This window comes from Pseudomonas sp. SM4 (genome assembly GCF_051913165.1).
In the GTDB taxonomy this organism is placed as follows: Bacteria; Pseudomonadota; Gammaproteobacteria; order Pseudomonadales; family Pseudomonadaceae; genus Aquipseudomonas.
The window spans coordinates 226,416-243,859 of the sequence record NZ_JBODOE010000009.1; the positions used below are offsets into that span (position 1 = coordinate 226,416).

The following is a 17,444-nucleotide window of genomic DNA, read 5'->3' on the forward strand; positions in this document are numbered from 1 at the left end:
CACTCTTATTCGGTTGGGGCAGATCTGATCTGCCCGGGCTGAATGAGTTATTGCAGCCTGCATGCCAGTTTTTTCATTGAAAAATATCTAATAAAATCAATGACTTAAAATAGATGCAAAAAGAGTTGGCGACGCATCCTGCACGATGGGTCGTCTGGGATCGTGCGCAATGCACGATTTTTTCGTAGGAGAATTCATTCTTATGGAATTGAGAGCAGGGCGCAGATGTCAGAAAAGGACGCAGGCAATGTCCTGTAAACCGCTGATTGTTTAAAAAACCAACAAAATCAACGTATTGGCCGTAATGGCAGGAGAGAGCTACCCTCCTATGGCTGGCATCGTTCAGAATCAACCATGCAACTTGCCCGATTTTTCCGGGACTAACCTCAGACCAATCACTATGGAGCGTAGGAAAAATGGAATCTGCCACTGAGCATCAAGGCCGCATTCTGCTGGTGGACGACGAATCCGCCATCCTGCGTACCTTCCGTTATTGCCTTGAAGACGAAGGCTATACGGTGGCTACCGCCAACAGCGCGGCTCAGGCCGACGCACTGCTGCAACGCCAGGTCTTCGATTTGTGCTTCCTTGATTTACGCTTGGGCGAAGACAACGGTCTCGATGTACTGGCGCAAATGCGCATTCAGGCACCGTGGATGCGCGTGGTGATCGTCACCGCGCATTCGGCTGTCGATACCGCTGTGGATGCTATTCAGGCGGGCGCCGCTGATTATCTGGTCAAGCCGTGCAGCCCTGATCAGCTGCGTCTGGCTACCGCCAAGCAGCTGGAAGTGCGCCAGTTGTCGGCGCGCCTCGAAGCGCTTGAAGGCGAGATCCGTAAACCGAAGGACGGTCTCGACTCCCACAGCCCGGCGATGAAGGTCGTCCTGGAAACCGCGCGCCAAGTCGCGGGCACCGACGCCAACATTCTTATCCTTGGTGAATCCGGCACCGGTAAAGGTGAGCTGGCCCGTGCGATTCACGGCTGGAGCAAGCGCGAGAAGAAATCCTGCGTGACCATCAACTGCCCGTCGCTGACCGCAGAGCTGATGGAAAGCGAGCTGTTCGGTCACAGCCGTGGTGCGTTTACCGGGGCCAGCGAAAGTACGCTGGGTCGAGTCAACCAGGCCGACGGCGGTACGCTGTTTCTCGACGAGATCGGCGATTTTCCGCTGACATTGCAGCCAAAGTTGCTGCGCTTCATTCAAGACAAGGAATACGAACGCGTAGGTGACCCGGTCACCCGTCGCGCCGACGTGCGTATTTTGGCGGCGACCAACCTCAATCTGGAGGACATGGTCCGTGACGGTCGTTTCCGTGAAGACCTGCTGTATCGCCTGAACGTCATTACCCTGCACCTGCCGCCGTTGCGCGAGCGTGCCGAGGACATCCTCACGCTGGCTGATCGCTTTCTGGCGCGCTTCGTTAAAGAGTACGCACGTCCGGCGCGTGGGTTCAGCGACGAGGCTCGCGAGGCACTGCTCGGCTACCGCTGGCCGGGCAACATTCGTGAGCTGCGCAACGTGGTCGAGCGCGCGAGCATCATCTGCCCGCAGGAGCGCGTGGAGATCAGCCATCTCGGCATGGCCGAGCAACCGGCCAACAACGCGCCTCGGGTCGGCGCCGCGCTGAGTCTGGACGAGTTGGAAAAAGCCCACATCGGCGCGGTTCTCGCCACCGCCGGCACCTTGGATCAAGCAGCGAAAACCCTCGGCATCGACGCCTCGACCCTGTATCGCAAGCGCAAGCAGTACAACCTGTGAGTGCCGGGCGATGAAACTGGCGATGAAGTTGCGCACGCGGTTGTTCCTGAGCATTTCCGCCTTGATCACCGTGGCCTTGCTCGGGTTGCTGCTCGGGCTGGTCAGCGTGATGCAGATGGCCGGTACACAGGAAACCACGCTGCGTAACAACTTCGTCACGCTCGATCTGGGCCTCAAGCTGCGACAAACTTTGGGTGATCAACTGGTCATCATGCTTGCCGAAGAGCCCGATCCGGTCGCGTTCGAGGCGTCCAAGCAGCAATACCTCAAGTTGCTCGATGACGGTATCGCCCAAGAGCACATTGGCGATGGTCGCCAGTATGGTTTCAGTCAGGCCAAGGCTGATTACCTGAGTTTTCTTCAGGCCTTCGATGTGTCCCGTGACCCGGGGACGGCGTTGAGCAGCAACGCCAACCTCAGAGAGCGCTTCAACACGCTGCGCAACGGTTTGATCACCGAACACAAGCATGCGCTGGACAACATCAACGCGGTCCAGCATCAAGCGCGTGACCGTGCACTGTTGATCGCCGGCCTGCTCGGGCTGGTAGGGCTGGCGGTGTTGATCATCGGTTTCGTCACCGCGCACGGTATCGCTCGACGCTTCGGTGTGCCGATCGAAGTCTTGGCGAAAGCGGCGGACAACATTGGTCAGGGCAACTATGAAGTGACCCTGCCGATTTCCTCGGCGATGGAAGTGAACCTGTTGTCGCGTCGCTTCGGTTTGATGGCCGAAGCGCTGCGTGAGCACCAGGCCACCAACGTCGACGAGCTGCTGGCGGGCCAGCAGCGTCTGCAGGCGGTACTCGACAGCATCGACGATGGTCTGCTGATGATTGACCGCGAAGGTCACTTGGAGCACCTCAACCCGGTGGCTCAACGCCAGTTGGGTTGGGACGATGATCGACTCGGCCAGGGTTTGGGCGCGGCGCTTGAGCGGCCGGAGCTGGATGCGCAGCTGCAACTGGTGCTGCGCGGCGGCACGCTGGAGCGCGCGCCGGAGGATTTGAGCATTGAGGTCGACGGCGAATCGCGCCTGCTGACTTACAGCCTGACGCCGGTCAGCCACACACAAGGTCATATCCTCGGCGCGGTGATGGTTTTGCACGACGTCACCGAGCAGCGCGCGTTCGAGCGGGTGCGCAGCGAGTTCGTCCTGCGCGCGTCCCATGAGCTGCGCACGCCGGTCACCGGCATGCACATGGCGTTCGGCCTGTTCCGCGAGCGGGCGAAGTTTCCGGCGGAGTCACGCGAGGCTGATCTGCTCGATACCGTGAATGAGGAAATGCAGCGCCTGATGCAGTTGATCAACGACTTGCTGAATTTCTCGCGCTACCAGAACGGTTTGCAGAAACTCACGCTGGCACCGTGCTCCATCGAAGATCTGCTGGCGCAGGCCCAGCTGCGTTTCGCCGAGTCGGCGGCGGCCAAAGGCATCGCCCTGGAGGTCGAAGTGCAAGGCCCGCTGCCGCGTTTGCAGGCGGATCAGGCGCAGCTCGACCGCGTGCTCGACAACCTGATCGACAACGCCCTGCGCCATACCGCCCGCGACGGATTGATTCGTCTGCAGGCGCGGCGACACGGCGAGCGGGTGATCATCAGCGTCGAGGACAATGGCGAAGGCATTGCCTACGGCCAGCAGGGGCGGATCTTCGAGCCCTTCGTTCAGGTCGGGCGCAAGAAGGGCGGAGCCGGGCTCGGCTTGGCGCTGTGCAAGGAAATCGTCCAGTTGCATGGCGGGCGCATGGGCGTGTATTCGCGGCCGGGGCAGGGCACGCAGTTCTATATGGCGTTAGCCGTTTAGGCTTCGTCGTCCATGCGCCGACCGGCGAGCCGGCGGCCGCGCGTGATCAGTTCGATGAACTGCACCGCGCTCAGCGCGTGGGCGAACAGCCAGCCCTGACCGAACTTGACGCCTTCGCTGCTGAGCAATTGCGCTTGTGATTCCAGTTCGATGCCTTCGGCAATCACCTTCAGGTCCAGCGCTTGCGCCATGTGAATGATGTGCGGGGCGACGCCGCTGCTGGCGGCGTCATGGCCGAGGGCGTCGATAAACGCCTTGTCGATCTTCAGGCAGTCCACCGGCAGGGTCTGCAGGTAGGCGAGGCTGCAATAGCCGGTGCCGAAATCGTCGATCAGCACCTGATGGCCAACATCACGCAGGGCTTGCAGGTTTTCCCGCGCGACCACCACATCAATCAAACCGCGTTCAGTGACCTCGAAGGCAATCTGTCGTGCGGCGACCCGGTGCAAGGTCAGCAAGCGCGCCATGACCAGGCCGATGCGCGGCACCATGACGTCGCACGCCGCCAGGTTCACCGAGATATACAGTTGTGGGTTGGCGCGCAATACCGGGCCCAACTGCTCGAGCAAACGCTGCAGGACAAAGTCGGTCATTTGCCGAATCTGCCCGGTGTTTTCCGCCATCGGGATAAACAGGTCGGGGCTGGTCAGCGTGCCGTCCGGGCGGCGCCAGCGCAGCAGGGCTTCGGCACCGACGCAGTTGCGGCTGTCGAGGTCGAAGATCGGTTGATAGAGCACCTGCAACTCGCCGCGGCGGATCGCGCCGTGAAGCTCGGCATCCAATGATTGCCGCTGGCGCACCAGCAGGAAGGTGAGAAAGCCGACAATCGCACCGGCCACCAGGCAGACTGGAATTATCCACCACCAAATGGTGGGGATGTGCATGCCGGTGCGCGGCGTGATCAACACCAACTGATATTCCGGGTTGTCGGTGGGCATGCGGTAGATCAGTCGCGTTTGCGTGACTTGCAGGGCATCGCGGCTTTTCGGTGGCCAGTGTGCCGTCGGCGGCCAGTCCTGCTCGGTACCCAGTACCGGAATCGCTCGGGTGCCATGGTCGAGCACTACCAGAAGGCTGCTGCCGGGCGACAGGTCGACCATGTCGGTCAAATGGCCGCGCGAGGTGGCCACACGAAAATTTCCCCGACCCAGCATCAGCGCGGCGCGGTTCTCGTCGGGTTCGGTGGTGGTGTTCAGCCAGTAGCTGTAGGTCGGGCCTTTGATGTCTGGTGCGCGGACAACCGATAAGCCTTCCTGGCGCGGCCGGTTCGAACAGATCCGCGAGGCGTCCATATAAGCGGCTTCGTAAACGAAGCGATAGTTGAAGGTGACTTGTTGCAGGGTGGCGATCATTTCGTCGTCGCAACTGCGCAACGGTTGCGCTTCGAGGTCGTCGAGACTTTCGCGCAACTGGCCGAACAATTGTTCGAGGCGAGCGAGGAAACGTTCGCCTTGCGCGTTCATTTCCCGGCTCTCGTTTTGCTCGACCTGATGCATCGCCACGAACATTGCGCCGGCGATCAGCAGGCAGGCACTGAGGACAGCCGCGATCATCGCCAAAAACCATGGGCGATAAAACCAGCTACGCAGCGTCTCTCGGGTAGCAACCATCATGGAATATCCGAAGTATTACCAATGAGTTATAGCTGCTGATTGCAATTTCGCCCTGACCGTCGGGCGGGCGTCATTATTTTGTCTGATTGAGCACCAACAACAGCGCTGCCGTTTGCGCATCCGGCGTACCGTCGAAGCGCGAAGGCCGGAAGTGCATCTGGAAAGCGGCAAGGACGTGGCGGGTGGCGACGTCGAGTTCGCCGGTCTGCGGCGTGTCGTAGCCAAGGTGCGCCAGTTGCGCCTGGAACCAGCTGACGCTCGGCAGTTCGCTGCTGTTGAACACGGCCTGTTGGCGTGCCACGGCTTGCTCGTTGGGCCACACGCCAAGGCCTTCAGCGGCAAGGCGCTGCCACGGGAACAGCGGGCCCGGATCGAGCTTGCGCAGCGGCGCGATGTCGCTGTGGCCGATGATGTGGCGCGGGCTGATGCCGTTGCGTTTGCTGATGTCCTTGAGCAGGGCGATCAACGATTGAATCTGTGCTTCGCTGTATGGATACCACAGGCGCCCGGTCGGGGTGTCCTTGAAGCCCGGATTGACGATTTCGATGCCGATCGAGCTGGAGTTGAGCCAGGTGCGGCCCTGCCATTGGCTTTCGCCGGCGTGCCAGGCGCGCTGGTTTTCATCCATCAGTTTGTAGACGGTGGCGCTCTTGTCGTCGCCGATCAGGTAATGGCTGCTGACTTCGCCGTGGGTCAGCAATTGCAGCGAACGCTCCAGCGATGTCGAGGTGTAGTGGACGATCACAAACTGGATGCGGCTATCGTAATTGGCCGAAGGGTGGCTGGTGTCATAACGCGGGCTGCTGGCGCAACCGGCCAGAACGAGCAGCGAAGCGAGGAGGGCAAAGAATTTCATGGCAGAGGACAATACACGCAAGACAGTAATGCAACAGTGTAACGTACTGCCTTGCGTCTCGACGGTCAGCGGGCGGATTTAAACAAAATGGAACACATTGCTTAGCCCAGCTCGACCCGGTTGCGCCCTGCATTTTTCGCGCGGTACAGCGCCTGATCGGCTCTTTTCAGCACCAGATCGCTGTGTTCTCCCGCTCGGAAGGACGCCAATCCCATGGAAATGGTGATGGTCACGCGTTCGCCCTTGAAGTGGAACGGGCAAGCTTCGATGGCCGCGCGCAGAGTTTCCAGCAGCTTGGCACCGACTGCCGGTGGCGTGGTCGGCAGCAACAGCACGAACTCTTCACCGCCGAAACGGGCAATGAAGTCAGTGCCGCGCAGGCGCTTGCGCAGCACGGTGGCGATAATCTTCAACACTTTGTCACCGGCCAGATGACCGTAGTTGTCATTGATCCGTTTGAAGTGATCAAGGTCGAGCATCGCCAGGCTCAAGGTATTGCCGTGTTGTTGCCACTGCTTGATTTCATGCTCAAGGCGCTCGCTCCATGCGGCGCGGTTGGGCAAGCCGGTGAGCGGGTCGATCAGGGCTTTCTGCCGTTGCACTTCAAGGTGCTCGCGGAAACCCTGGGCTTCCTGTTCCATGTGCGCCACGCGTTCGGACAGGCTTTTAAGCCGTGTCGCGACTTCCTGTTCACGGGCATCGCGCTGTTTCTGGTGTTGATCCATGGTGCCGAGCAGGCCTTCGAGGTGATTCTCCAGGACTTGCTTGAGGTCATCCAGATCGGCGGCTTCCTGCACGCTGGTCTGCAAACCGTCGACCTGCTCGCGAATTTGCGTGTCCATTGCCCGCGCCGCCGAGCTGTTGTCGGCATGGCCTTCACTGGCGGCCTGCAGGTTGCTCTGGAACGCTTCGAGGCGTTCGTTGAGCTGTTGCAGATAGACTTCGAATTCGTGTTGACCGCTGTCGGTAATCGCCAGCATCAAGGTGGCAAGATCGTCGAGGATCGGGATCAGTTCGTACCAGTTCAACCCGTGTTGCAGCCGTTCGCGCATCGCCTCGGCTTGCGGGCGGTGGCGTTCGGGCAAGGTCAGGTCATCGAGCAGGCCGATCAGGGTGTCTTCGATGTGCTTGGCCACGGAGCTGTAGGACGGCTCCGGGGAATCCGGCAGGGCGAACAGGATGTCGTGCTCGGATTGCTCCGGGTCGATGGCCGCCAATGCCTGCGCGATAGGTTCGGGCAGCGGCAGGCTGTCGAGAATCAGCGGAACGGGATCGCCGGGGTGGATCAATTCGTCCGGATTGAAGGGGGCGGGTGCAATCGCCGCCGGCGCCTGGGCGAAAACAGGCTCAAGTTCGGGCTCCAGAGGCAGGGCTTCGGTCTCGGCCGGGGTGCTGGGCGCTTCGTTGAGCACGGTCGGCGGGACGAAGGCAACCACTGGCGGTTGCGTTGGAGTCTCGGGTGCGGCTGTCGCTGGTTCGATGGCTGGCGCAGTTTGCTGAACGGGCGGCGTCGTTGTAATCACCTTTTCAGTAGCTGCGACGGGGGCCGTCTGCTCGGGCACTGCTTCGGCTTGCGGCGCAACGGGTGAGGGCGCCGCCGGCACGGACGCGGCCGCCGGAGCTGGTGGTGCTTCTGGCGCTGGGGCGGGCGTTTCTTCGTTTTCCCGGCTGCCAAACAGTCGCTGCAACAATCCCGGACGCCCCGGCTCGGCTGGCGTTTCCAGCTGGCTCAACGCCTTGCCCTGCAAGCCACTCAGTTCGCTGAGCAGCAGCGGCATCTCGCGCGCCTGGCCGACGCGGCCATCCAGTTGTTTGGCGAATTTCTTCAGCGGTTGCGCCACTTCCCGGGGCAACGGCAAGGCCTGCAACTGAGCCACCAGTGAGGTCAGCGCCGTGCTGACCTGATCGATGCGGGTTTCGCGGCGCTGCTCGGAATCGAGCACGGCTTTTTCCAGGCGCGGCAACAGGGCGGCGAGGCCGGCATCCATGTCGTCGGTGCGCACAACGTCGCGCATCTCTTTCATGCACTGATCGACGACCTTGTCGGTGCCTTCGGCCGCCAGCGTGCTGCGCACCAGCCCGCGACGCAGCAAATCGAGCCTGGCGGCCCAGCGCCGTTCGAGCTTGTCCTGCTGTTCGATGCTTTTGAGGTACTTCTCTTTCCAGCGCTGGGCGTCGTCGCTCATTCAGGGGTTCCGCGAGGGGCAGGACTCATCGCGGGCAATGCATCGGCCGTGAGCGAACCCGGCAGACGAATCTCTACCGCGACCGGCAGGTGATCGGAAATCGGTTGGGCCAGCACTTGGACTCTTTCAAGGGTCAGGGTCGGGCTGAGCAAAATATGATCAAGGCAACGCTGCGGGCGCCAGCTAGGAAACGTCGCTTCCAGCTGCGGGGCCAGCAGGCCAAGATCGCGTAACGGTGAGTGTTGTAGCAGATCGCTGGCGTGGGTGTTCATGTCGCCCATCAACACCTGGTGTTTGTAGCCACCGATCAGTTCACGAATATAGGCCAGTTGCAGGCTGCGCGTTCGCGCGCCGAGGGCCAGGTGCATCATCACCACCACCAGTGCCTCCGGACCTTCGCCGAAACGCAGCAGAATCGCGCCACGACCTTTCGGGCCGGGCAAGGGATGATCCTCGATCGCCCACGGCTTCAGGCGACTGAGCACGCCATTGCTGTGCTGGGCCAGTCGACCGAGGTTGCGATTGAGTTGTTGATACCAGTAGGGGAAGGCGCCGAGGTGGGCCAGGTGTTCGACCTGATTGACGTAGCCCGAACGCAGGCTGCCGCCATCGGCTTCCTGCAGGGCGACCAGATCGAAGTCGCCGAGCAGATCGCCGATCTTTTGCAGATTGCCCGAGCGGCCGTTGTGCGGCAGCAGATGCTGCCAGCTGCGCGTCAGGTAATGTCGATAACGCTCGGTGCTGATGCCGACCTGGATATTGAAACTGAGCAGGCGCAGACGCTGGTCCGCGGGCAGGCCCGTTGACGCCAGGTGATGCTCGTTGACCTGCGGATCATGCAGGCCAACGAGGCGTTCAGACTTCCAGCGGCGCATGGCGGTTGCCGCGCTTAGTTGGCAGCAGCCTTGGTTGCCGCTCGCTCTTTGGCGACCAGTTGATCAGCCAGTTGCAGCGCTTGTTCGGCACCACCGGCAGAGCCGATGTCGAAGCGGTACTTGCCGTTGACGATCATGGTTGGCACCCCGGTGATTTCATACTTCTTGGCCAGTTCACGCGCCTTGACGATCTGACCTTTGATGGCGAACGAGTCGAAGGTGGCGAGGAACTTGTCCTTGTCCACGCCTTGGGTGGCGAGGAAGTCAGCCATGTCGTTCTTGTCGGTCAGCTTTTTGTGTTGTTTCTGGATTGCTTCGAAAACCGCCGCGTGAACCTTGTGCTCGACACCCATGGCTTCCAGGGTCAGGAACATCTGGCCGTGAGCGTCCCACGGGCCGCCGAACATCGCCGGAATACGCACGAAGTTGACGTCCTTGGGCAGTTTTTCAACCCATGGGTTGATCACCGGCTCGAAGGCGTAGCAGTGCGGGCAGCCGTACCAGAACAGCTCGACCACTTCGATCTTGCCAGGCTCTGCAACCGGAACCGGGTTGGCCAGTTCCACGTAAGGGGCGGCAGGGGCTTCGGCGGCTTGAGCGGTCACGCCGAACAGGCTGGCAGCGACGAGAGCGGCGCTGATGATCAGATTACGCATGCTTTACTCCTGGACAATTTTGGTCGCCTCGCGCGACCTGTTTTCAGACAGATCCTGGCGGGCATGAGTTCTGTAGTGTAACGGCAGCGGCCACAAAAAAGGGCGGCCAAAGCCACCCTTTTTATACTTGCTGCGACGGATTAATCGAGCGTTAACATTGCCGGAGATATCAACTCCTGCATTGAATCGCGCAACTCCCCTGTAGGAGCTGCCGAAGGCTGCGATCTTTTGATCTTCAGCCCCGCTCAACGCCTGATACGACGCGCTTAGTGCAGACCCTGAATATAGCTGGAGACCGCCGCGATATCTTCGTCGCTGAGGCGCTTGGCGATGGTCTGCATGGTCATGGTGTCGCCGTCGTTGGTGCGGCCACCTTCTTCCTTGCGGAAATCGGTCAGTTGCTTGGCGATGTATTGAGCGTGTTGGCCACCCAGGTGCGGGAAGCCGGCAGCGGCGTTGCCGGCGCCATTCGGCGAGTGGCAACCGGTGCAGGCTGGCAGCCCTTTGGCGAGGTTGCCGCCACGGAACAGTGCTTCACCGCGAGCGACGATCTTCGGATCGGCGGCGCCGACGCTGCCTTTCTGGCTGGCGAAGTAGGCGGCGATGTCGGCCAGATCCTGATCGCTCAGGTTGGTCAGCAGCCCGGTCATTTCCAGAACGGTGCGCTTGCCCGACTTGATGTCATGCAGTTGCTTGGTCAGGTAGCGTTCACCTTGACCGGCCAGTTTTGGAAAGTTTGGCGCCATGCTGTTGCCGTCCGGGCCATGGCAGGCTCCGCAAACGGCGGCTTTTGCCTGGCCCGCTGCGGCATCACCGGCAGCATGGGCGAAGCCTGAAATTCCCACGGTCAACAGCAGACTCACGATCAATTTGTTCATCAGCTAATCCAACTACGGCTAAGGGTTAAGTTATGGACCGGGCTTACTCGCGCTCATCCAAAGGATGATGGCTTGGTAATCCTCGGCACTGCAGTCCATGCACAAACCACGCGGCGGCATCGCCTTGAAACCCTGGGTCACGTGTTGCACCAGCGTCCCCATACCTTTCGCCAACCTCGGCGTCCAAGCTTCCTGATCGCCTCTTTCGGGCGCCATGGGTAGTTGGCCGGAATGACAGGCACCACAAACACGGTTGTACACAGCTTCCGGATCCTGTGTAGCCTGTGCGCTGTAAAGCGGCATCAAGACTCCGGCAGCCAGCAGCCATTTCGTCATAAAACGACCTTTTCAGGGTTGAGAGCGTTCTGCGTTCTAATGCGCAATCAAAGTCTGTCGCTCTCGTGAACTTCATCCTTCGCTGGGACAAAGCACACACAAAATCTGCGGCATTATATACTGGCGTCACTGAAACGGAAGCGACACCGCGTTCCGCGCCCAATCCCGGCGCCGCCCACATCGGAAATCCCATGCAACTCAAGAATCCCATCCTCGGCCTGTGCCAACAGTCCACGTTCATGCTCAGTGCTGCCAAAGTCGATCAATGCCCTGACGACGAAGGCTTCGAAGTAGCGTTTGCCGGCCGTTCCAACGCCGGTAAATCCAGCGCGCTGAACACATTGACTCACGCCAGCCTGGCGCGCACCTCGAAAACTCCGGGTCGCACACAGCTGTTGAACTTCTTCAAGCTAGACGAAGATCGCCGTCTGGTCGACCTGCCGGGCTACGGTTACGCAAAAGTACCGATCCCGCTGAAGATGCACTGGCAGCGTCACCTTGAGGCTTACCTCGGTGGCCGCGAGAGTTTGAAGGGTTTGATTCTGATGATGGACATCCGTCATCCAATGACCGACTTCGACCTGCTGATGCTCGACTGGGCCGTTGCGGCCGGCATGCCGATGCACATCCTGCTGACCAAGGCCGACAAACTGACCTACGGCGCAGCCAAGAACACCCTGCTCAAAGTGCAGTCGGAAATCCGTAAAGGCTGGGGCGACCTGGTCACCATCCAACTCTTCTCCGCGCCAAAACGCATGGGCCTGGAAGAGGCCTACACTGTATTGGCAGGCTGGATGGAACTCGCAGACAAAGGCGCCGAGGCGGCAGCCGAGTAAGTCGGGATATGGAAATTTGTTTGTAGTGTGTTCAGGCAAGGCGAAAGGGCAGTGAAAAGCGGAGTTTAGGGGACCTAAATGAGCATTTGAGCTGATCTTTCAACGCAGCATGAACGCGCTACAGACAAATTTTGGGCAAAAAAAGCCCCGGATTTCATTGGGGAGGGAGAAATTCCGGGGTTTAAGTTCCGAACCGCTAGGGCGGGGTTCAGATATCTGCCAACACTTAACACAACATAGGAGCATCGAAGGGCTTCACCAGCCATTCAGTAACTCTGAGTAGTGTCCTTCCAGATTAGTTCAGATTTTTTTCAAAAAGCTTTGGAATAATCTCAAGCGCTTTTCGAAATAAGCAGGTTTTACCGGGCTTGCCGCGACAACAGGTCGCGGCAGACCGTGTTCAAAAGGCTCAGTGAGCCTCATCCCAATTGTTGCCTACACCGACTTCGACCAGCAGCGGTACATCCAGTTTCGCCGCTTCGCTCATGTGCACGCGAATTTCGGCGCTGACCTGCTCGACCAGATCCTCGCGAACCTCCAGAACCAGTTCATCGTGTACCTGCAGGATGACTCTGGCATCCAGCCCGGACGTCGCCAGCCATTCATCCACCGCGACCATGGCTTTCTTGATGATGTCGGCAGCGGTGCCCTGCATCGGCGCGTTGATCGCCGTGCGTTCGGCGGCAGCGCGCTCCTGCGGTTTGTTCGAGTTGATCTCCGGCAAATACAGACGACGACCGAAAAACGTCTCTACATAACCCTGATCCGCCGCCTGCGCGCGGGTGCGATCCATGTATTCGCGTACGCCTGGATAGCGGGCGAAGTAAGTATCGATGTAAGCCTTGGCAGTCTTGGTGTCGACGCCGATGTCCTTGCCGAGCTTCTGCGCGCCCATGCCGTAGATCAACCCGAAGTTGATCGCTTTGGCGCCACGGCGCTGGTCGGAAGTCACCTCATTGAGTTCGACCTTGAACACTTCGGCAGCGGTGGCGGTGTGCACATCCAGATTGTTGCGGAAGGCGTTCATCAGGCCTTCGTCTTTGGACAGGTGCGCCATGATCCGCAGTTCGATCTGCGAATAGTCCGCCGCCAGCAGTTTGTAGCCTTTCGGCGCGACGAACGCCTGACGGATACGACGACCTTCAGCGGTACGCACCGGGATGTTCTGCAGGTTGGGATCACTGGAAGACAAGCGACCGGTCGACGCTACGGCCTGATGATACGAAGTGTGGATGCGCCCGGTACGCGGGTTGATCTGCTCCGGCAGGCGATCGGTGTAGGTGCTTTTCAGCTTGCTCATCGAACGGTGCTCCATCAGCACCTTCGGCAAGCGGTGATCGTCTTCGGCGAGTTTCGCCAACACTTCTTCAGCGGTGGACGGCTGACCCTTGGCGGTCTTTTTCAGCACCGGCAGGCCGAGTTTCTCGTAGAGAATCACGCCCAGTTGCTTCGGCGAGCCGAGGTTGAATTCTTCCCCGGCGATCTCGAACGCTTCGCGCTCCAGCGCGACCATTTTGTTGCCCAGCTCGATGCTCTGGATGCCGAGCAGCTCCGCGTCAACGAACGCGCCTTGGCGTTCGATGCGTGCGAGAACCGGCACCAACGGGATTTCGATGTCGGTCAGCACGCTGGCCAGACTCGGGATGGCGCTGAGCTTTTCGAACAAAGTCTGGTGCAAACGCAACGTGATGTCAGCGTCTTCGGCGGCGTACGGCCCGGCCTGTTCCAAGGCGATCTGGTCGAAGGTCAGCTGCTTGGCGCCTTTGCCGGCGATGTCCTGGAAGCTCACGGTGGTGTGATCCAGGTACTTTTGCGCAAGGCTGTCCATGTCGTGGCGGGTGGCGGTGGAGTTGAGCACGTAGGACTCAAGCATTGTATCGAAGGCGATGCCGCGCACGCTGATGCCTTGGCTCTGATCGCCACCGATGGCGCAGTTGGCCAGGATATTCATGTCGAACTTGGCGTGCTGGCCGACCTTGAGCTTGCTCGGATCTTCCAGAATCGGCTTGAGTGCACGCAGCACGGTGTCGCGATCCAGCTGCTCCGGCACGCCGATGTAGGAGTGGGTCAGCGGAATGTACGCGGCCTCGTTGGCCTGCACGGCGAACGACAGACCGACCAGTTGCGCCTGCTGCGCATCGATGCCGGTGGTTTCGGTGTCGAAGGCGAACAGTTTGGCGTTACTGAGTTTTTCCAGCCAGACGTCGAAGCGTGCCTGATCGAGGATGGTTTCGTACGCCGCTTCAGTCGAAGCGGCAGGCGCTTCGGCTTCTGGCGCGCTGAACAGATCGCCGGCCGGTGCAGGCTCGCTGGCCGCGCTCAATTCCAGGCGTTTGGCGTCGCGATCCAGATCATTGATCCAGCTTTTGAATTCCAGTAGCGAGTACAACTCGTAGAGCTTGGCCGGGTCTTCCGCGCCCATCTGCAGATCATCGAGCTCAACGTCCAGCGGCACGTCGACCTTGATGGTCGCCAGTTGATAGGAGAGGAACGCCATCTCCTTGTGCTCTTCGAGCTTGGCCGGCAGGGTTTTCGCGCCGCGAATCGGCAGGGTCGGGACGATGTCGAGATTGGCGTACAGCTCGGTCAAACCGCCGTTGACGCCCACCAGCAGGCCGGACGCGGTCTTCGGGCCGATGCCCGGAACGCCTGGAATGTTGTCGGACGAATCGCCCATCAGCGCCAGATAATCGATGATCTGCTCCGGTGCGACGCCGAATTTCTCCTTCACGCCTTCGACGTCCATCGAGCTACCGGACATGGTGTTGACCAAGGTAATGTGGCCGTCGACCAGTTGCGCCATGTCCTTGTCGCCGGTGGAGATGACCACCGGGCGATCCGCCGCCGCGCTGCTGCGGGCAAGGGTGCCGATGACGTCGTCGGCCTCGACGCCTTCCACGCACAGCAGCGGGAAACCGAGGGCGATCACGCTCTGGTGCAGCGGCTCGATCTGCACGCGCATGTCGTCGGGCATGCTTGGGCGATTGGCTTTGTATTCGGCGTACATCTCATCGCGAAATGTCCCACCCTTGGCGTCGAACACCACGGCGAACGGGCTGTCCGGGTACTGCTTGCGCAGACTCTTGAGCATGTTCAGCACGCCTTTGACCGCACCGGTCGGCAGGCCTTTGGAAGTGGTCAGTGGTGGCAGCGCGTGAAACGCGCGGTACAGGTAAGACGAACCGTCCACCAGGACGAGGGGGGCTTGGCTCATGAGCAGGATCAACCTTTTCGGCGGGTCCGGCGCTAGAATAGCGGGACCGTTGACGACAAAGGGACAAGGTTATCATGCGTACGTTAAATCGCTTGCTGCTGGTCGGTCTGATTGCTGCCTCACCGTTGGCCGCGATGGCGGCGGATGATGCGCCCGCCTCGGAGCCGGAAGTTACGATCAACACGCACACGGAAGGCGACAAGGTCATCCAGGAATACAGTCGCAGTGGCTTCGTCTACGCGATCAAGGTCACGCCAAAGGGTGGCAAACCGTATTTCCTGGTGCGCGCCGATGGCACGGACGCGAACTACATTCGCTCCGACCAGCCGGATATGCTGATTCCGTCGTGGGAAATCTTTACCTGGAAGTAAGTTTCCCGACTTTTAATCGGCGTCGCCTGACCGCGACGCCTGAACTGAGCAGTTTTTAACCATGTCTGTGTTCACTCCCCTGGCTCGGCCCGAGCTGGAAACCTTTCTCGCCCCTTACGGGCTTGGCCGTCTGCTTGATTTCCAGGGGATCGCCGCCGGCAGCGAAAACACCAATTTCTTTATCAGTCTGGAGCAGGGCGAATTCGTCCTGACCCTGGTCGAGCGCGGCCCGGTGCAGGAGATGCCGTTTTTCATCGACCTGCTCGACGTGCTCCACGAAGCCGATCTGCCGGTGCCGTACGCACTGCGCACCACTGACGGCGTGGCGTTGCGTGAGCTGAAAGGCAAACCGGCGCTGTTGCAACCTCGCCTGTCCGGCAAGCACATCAAAGTCGCCAATGCTCAGCATTGCGCGCAGGTCGGCGAGTTGCAGGCGCATCTGCATCTGGCGACCCAAGGCGAGCGCATGATCAAACGCAAGACCGATCGTGGCCTCGATTGGATGCTGGAGGAGGGCAGCGAATTTCTCTCGCACCTGAGCGATGAGCCGCGTGCCTTGCTGCAAAAGGCGCTGGATGAAATCACCGAGCGCAAAGACAAGATTCTCGCGCTGCCTCGGGCGAACATTCATGCCGACCTGTTTCGCGATAACGCGATGTTCGAAGGCACGCACCTGACCGGGCTGATCGACTTCTACAACGCCTGCTCGGGGCCGATGCTGTACGACGTGGCGATTGCCTTGAATGACTGGTGTTCGGACGAGGAAGGTTTGATCGATGGCCCACGTGCCCGCGCGCTTCTCGGCGCCTATGCGGCGTTGCGACCGTTTACGGCGGCGGAGGCCGAGTTGTGGCCGACCATGCTGCGCGTGGCCTGTGTACGGTTCTGGCTGTCGCGGTTGATCGCGGCGGAGCAGTTTGCCGGGCAGGACGTGCTGATTCACGATCCGCGGGAATTTGAGCAGCGCTTGGCGCAGCGACAGCAGGTCAATACACCTTTGCCTTTCGCGCTTTAAGATCAAAAGATCGTCCGAACGCGGCCCGAGCCTCCGGCAGCTCCTACATGGAATCACCTGTAGGAGCTGCCGAAGGCTCGGGCCGCGTTCGGACGATCTTTTTCTATGGGTTTACAGAGATTCCAGGCACCCGGCCAGATCGTTACCCAACTTCTCCAACACCTGCTCATAGCCCTGAGCCGTCGCCGGTGTATACCCGCCCAACGCATCCAGCTCAGCCAGTTTCACCGGCAGGCCAGCCACAAGGGTTTCGGCCAGACGCGGACGCAACGGCGGCTCGCTGAACACACAAGTCTTGCCGACTTCCTGCAAACGCTTGCGCATCGCCGCGACATGCTGTGCACCCGGCTGCACTTCCGCTGCAACACTGAATACCCCAGCGTGCTTCAGGCCGTAAGCCTCTTCAAAGTAATCAAACGCCTCGTGAAAGACGAAGTACGGCTTGCCTTCAACGTTGGCCAGACGCTGCTTCAAACGCTGATCCAGTGCGTCCAGACGTTCGTCAAACGCCTTGGCATTGCTCTGATAACGCTCGGCGTTGGCCGGGTCGGCAGCGCTCAAGTCTGCCGCCATCTTGTCGGCAATCACCCGCGCATTGACCGGCGACAACCACAAATGCGCATCCAGCGTGCCCGGACGGTGGTCGTGATCATGCTCGTCGGCCTCTTCCGCGTGGGAGTGGCTGTCTTCAGCAAAGCGCCGCAGTTTCATCCCTGGCAGATCCTGCACGGCGACGCTCGGCAGCGTACGACCATTCAGCACGCGCGGCAGGAAACCTTCCATGTCCGGGCCAATCCAGTAGAGCAGATCGACCGATTGCACCTTCCGTACGTCGGATGGCCGCAGGGCGTAATTGTGCGGCGACGCACCCGGCGGCAGCAGCACTTCGGGAATCGCCACGCCGTCCTGCACGGCCGCTGCAATCAGCTGCAACGGTTTGATGCTGGTGAGGACTTTGACCTCGGCCTGAGCCGAACCGATCAACAGAAAACTGGCGACAAAAGCCACAAAAACAGAAAAAAGTCGGGACACGATGACCACTCA

14 protein-coding genes are annotated in these 17,444 nt (G+C 60.2%); 5 read left to right on the forward strand and 9 right to left on the reverse strand.

What is annotated here, in order from left to right; genetic code table 11:
- The first annotated feature begins 416 nt into the window (after window positions 1–416).
- Window positions 417–1,763: a sigma-54-dependent response regulator transcription factor AlgB gene (gene algB / locus ACQ4MY_RS18535; RefSeq protein ID WP_007954049.1), complete on the forward strand. Its 1,347-nt coding sequence runs from the start codon at window positions 417–419 to the stop codon at window positions 1,761–1,763.
- 10 nt (window positions 1,764–1,773) lie between these two features.
- Window positions 1,774–3,564 carry a KinB sensor domain-containing domain gene (locus tag ACQ4MY_RS18540; RefSeq protein WP_440096065.1) on the forward strand — a complete coding sequence of 597 codons (1,791 nt, stop codon included), beginning with the start codon at window positions 1,774–1,776 and terminating at the stop codon, window positions 3,562–3,564.
- On the opposite strand, the gene ACQ4MY_RS18545 is transcribed toward ACQ4MY_RS18540, so the two are convergent.
- From ACQ4MY_RS18545 to ACQ4MY_RS18575, 7 genes are all read right to left on the reverse strand, one after another.
- Window positions 3,561–5,174, reverse strand: a complete 1,614-nt coding sequence (locus tag ACQ4MY_RS18545) for an EAL domain-containing protein (RefSeq protein WP_440096066.1) — start codon at window positions 5,172–5,174, stop codon at window positions 3,561–3,563. The genes ACQ4MY_RS18540 and ACQ4MY_RS18545 overlap by 4 nt on opposite strands.
- Before the next feature lie 76 nt (window positions 5,175–5,250).
- Complete coding sequence (locus ACQ4MY_RS18550) at window positions 5,251–6,033, reverse strand: N-acetylmuramoyl-L-alanine amidase (RefSeq protein ID WP_008081248.1); 783 nt, start codon at window positions 6,031–6,033, stop codon at window positions 5,251–5,253.
- Between the two features lie 101 nt (window positions 6,034–6,134).
- Entirely contained in the window at window positions 6,135–8,219 is a 2,085-nt protein-coding gene (locus tag ACQ4MY_RS18555; RefSeq protein ID WP_440096067.1) for a diguanylate cyclase, read from the reverse strand.
- A complete protein-coding gene (locus ACQ4MY_RS18560; RefSeq protein WP_008081244.1) occupies window positions 8,216–9,094 on the reverse strand; it encodes an endonuclease/exonuclease/phosphatase family protein in 879 nt (292 codons plus the stop codon). The genes ACQ4MY_RS18555 and ACQ4MY_RS18560 overlap by 4 nt, the downstream gene beginning before the upstream one ends.
- Window positions 9,095–9,108: 14 nt before the next feature.
- Window positions 9,109–9,750 carry a thiol:disulfide interchange protein DsbA gene (gene dsbA / locus ACQ4MY_RS18565; protein WP_008081242.1) on the reverse strand — a complete coding sequence of 214 codons (642 nt, stop codon included), beginning with the start codon at window positions 9,748–9,750 and terminating at the stop codon, window positions 9,109–9,111.
- 266 nt (window positions 9,751–10,016) lie between these two features.
- Window positions 10,017–10,628 (reverse strand): c-type cytochrome, encoded by a 612-nt coding sequence (locus ACQ4MY_RS18570; RefSeq protein WP_008081240.1) that lies wholly within the window; start codon window positions 10,626–10,628, stop codon window positions 10,017–10,019.
- Between the two features lie 30 nt (window positions 10,629–10,658).
- Entirely contained in the window at window positions 10,659–10,964 is a 306-nt protein-coding gene (locus ACQ4MY_RS18575; RefSeq protein ID WP_045123119.1) for a c-type cytochrome, read from the reverse strand.
- A gap of 191 nt (window positions 10,965–11,155) precedes the next feature.
- On the opposite strand from ACQ4MY_RS18575, the gene yihA reads away from it, so the two are divergent.
- Window positions 11,156–11,800: a ribosome biogenesis GTP-binding protein YihA/YsxC gene (yihA, locus tag ACQ4MY_RS18580; RefSeq protein ID WP_008081236.1), complete on the forward strand. Its 645-nt coding sequence runs from the start codon at window positions 11,156–11,158 to the stop codon at window positions 11,798–11,800.
- Between the two features lie 409 nt (window positions 11,801–12,209).
- On the opposite strand, the gene polA is transcribed toward yihA, so the two are convergent.
- Window positions 12,210–15,014, reverse strand: a complete 2,805-nt coding sequence (gene polA, locus ACQ4MY_RS18585) for a DNA polymerase I (RefSeq protein WP_440096068.1) — start codon at window positions 15,012–15,014, stop codon at window positions 12,210–12,212.
- 74 nt (window positions 15,015–15,088) lie between these two features.
- On the opposite strand from polA, the gene ACQ4MY_RS18590 reads away from it, so the two are divergent.
- Window positions 15,089–15,385, forward strand: coding sequence for a DUF2782 domain-containing protein (locus ACQ4MY_RS18590; RefSeq protein ID WP_008081231.1), 297 nt, complete (start codon window positions 15,089–15,091; stop codon window positions 15,383–15,385).
- Between the two features lie 61 nt (window positions 15,386–15,446).
- On the forward strand, window positions 15,447–16,400 hold the full coding sequence (locus ACQ4MY_RS18595) for a homoserine kinase (protein WP_440096069.1): 954 nt from the start codon (window positions 15,447–15,449) through the stop codon (window positions 16,398–16,400).
- A gap of 111 nt (window positions 16,401–16,511) precedes the next feature.
- On the opposite strand, the gene ACQ4MY_RS18600 is transcribed toward ACQ4MY_RS18595, so the two are convergent.
- Window positions 16,512–17,432, reverse strand: coding sequence for a zinc ABC transporter substrate-binding protein (locus tag ACQ4MY_RS18600; protein WP_440096070.1), 921 nt, complete (start codon window positions 17,430–17,432; stop codon window positions 16,512–16,514).
- Window positions 17,433–17,444 lie beyond the last annotated feature (12 nt).

Coding starts and splice junctions, on each gene's coding strand:
- algB (WP_007954049.1), top strand. CDS start 417: ATGGAATCTGCCACTGAGCATCAAGGCCGCATTCTGCTGGTGGACGAC.
- ACQ4MY_RS18540 (WP_440096065.1), top strand. CDS start 1,774: ATGAAACTGGCGATGAAGTTGCGCACGCGGTTGTTCCTGAGCATTTCC.
- ACQ4MY_RS18545 (WP_440096066.1), bottom strand. CDS start 5,174: ATGGTTGCTACCCGAGAGACGCTGCGTAGCTGGTTTTATCGCCCATGG.
- ACQ4MY_RS18550 (WP_008081248.1), bottom strand. CDS start 6,033: ATGAAATTCTTTGCCCTCCTCGCTTCGCTGCTCGTTCTGGCCGGTTGC.
- ACQ4MY_RS18555 (WP_440096067.1), bottom strand. CDS start 8,219: ATGAGCGACGACGCCCAGCGCTGGAAAGAGAAGTACCTCAAAAGCATC.
- ACQ4MY_RS18560 (WP_008081244.1), bottom strand. CDS start 9,094: ATGCGCCGCTGGAAGTCTGAACGCCTCGTTGGCCTGCATGATCCGCAG.
- dsbA (WP_008081242.1), bottom strand. CDS start 9,750: ATGCGTAATCTGATCATCAGCGCCGCTCTCGTCGCTGCCAGCCTGTTC.
- ACQ4MY_RS18570 (WP_008081240.1), bottom strand. CDS start 10,628: ATGAACAAATTGATCGTGAGTCTGCTGTTGACCGTGGGAATTTCAGGC.
- ACQ4MY_RS18575 (WP_045123119.1), bottom strand. CDS start 10,964: ATGACGAAATGGCTGCTGGCTGCCGGAGTCTTGATGCCGCTTTACAGC.
- yihA (WP_008081236.1), top strand. CDS start 11,156: ATGCAACTCAAGAATCCCATCCTCGGCCTGTGCCAACAGTCCACGTTC.
- polA (WP_440096068.1), bottom strand. CDS start 15,014: ATGAGCCAAGCCCCCCTCGTCCTGGTGGACGGTTCGTCTTACCTGTAC.
- ACQ4MY_RS18590 (WP_008081231.1), top strand. CDS start 15,089: ATGCGTACGTTAAATCGCTTGCTGCTGGTCGGTCTGATTGCTGCCTCA.
- ACQ4MY_RS18595 (WP_440096069.1), top strand. CDS start 15,447: ATGTCTGTGTTCACTCCCCTGGCTCGGCCCGAGCTGGAAACCTTTCTC.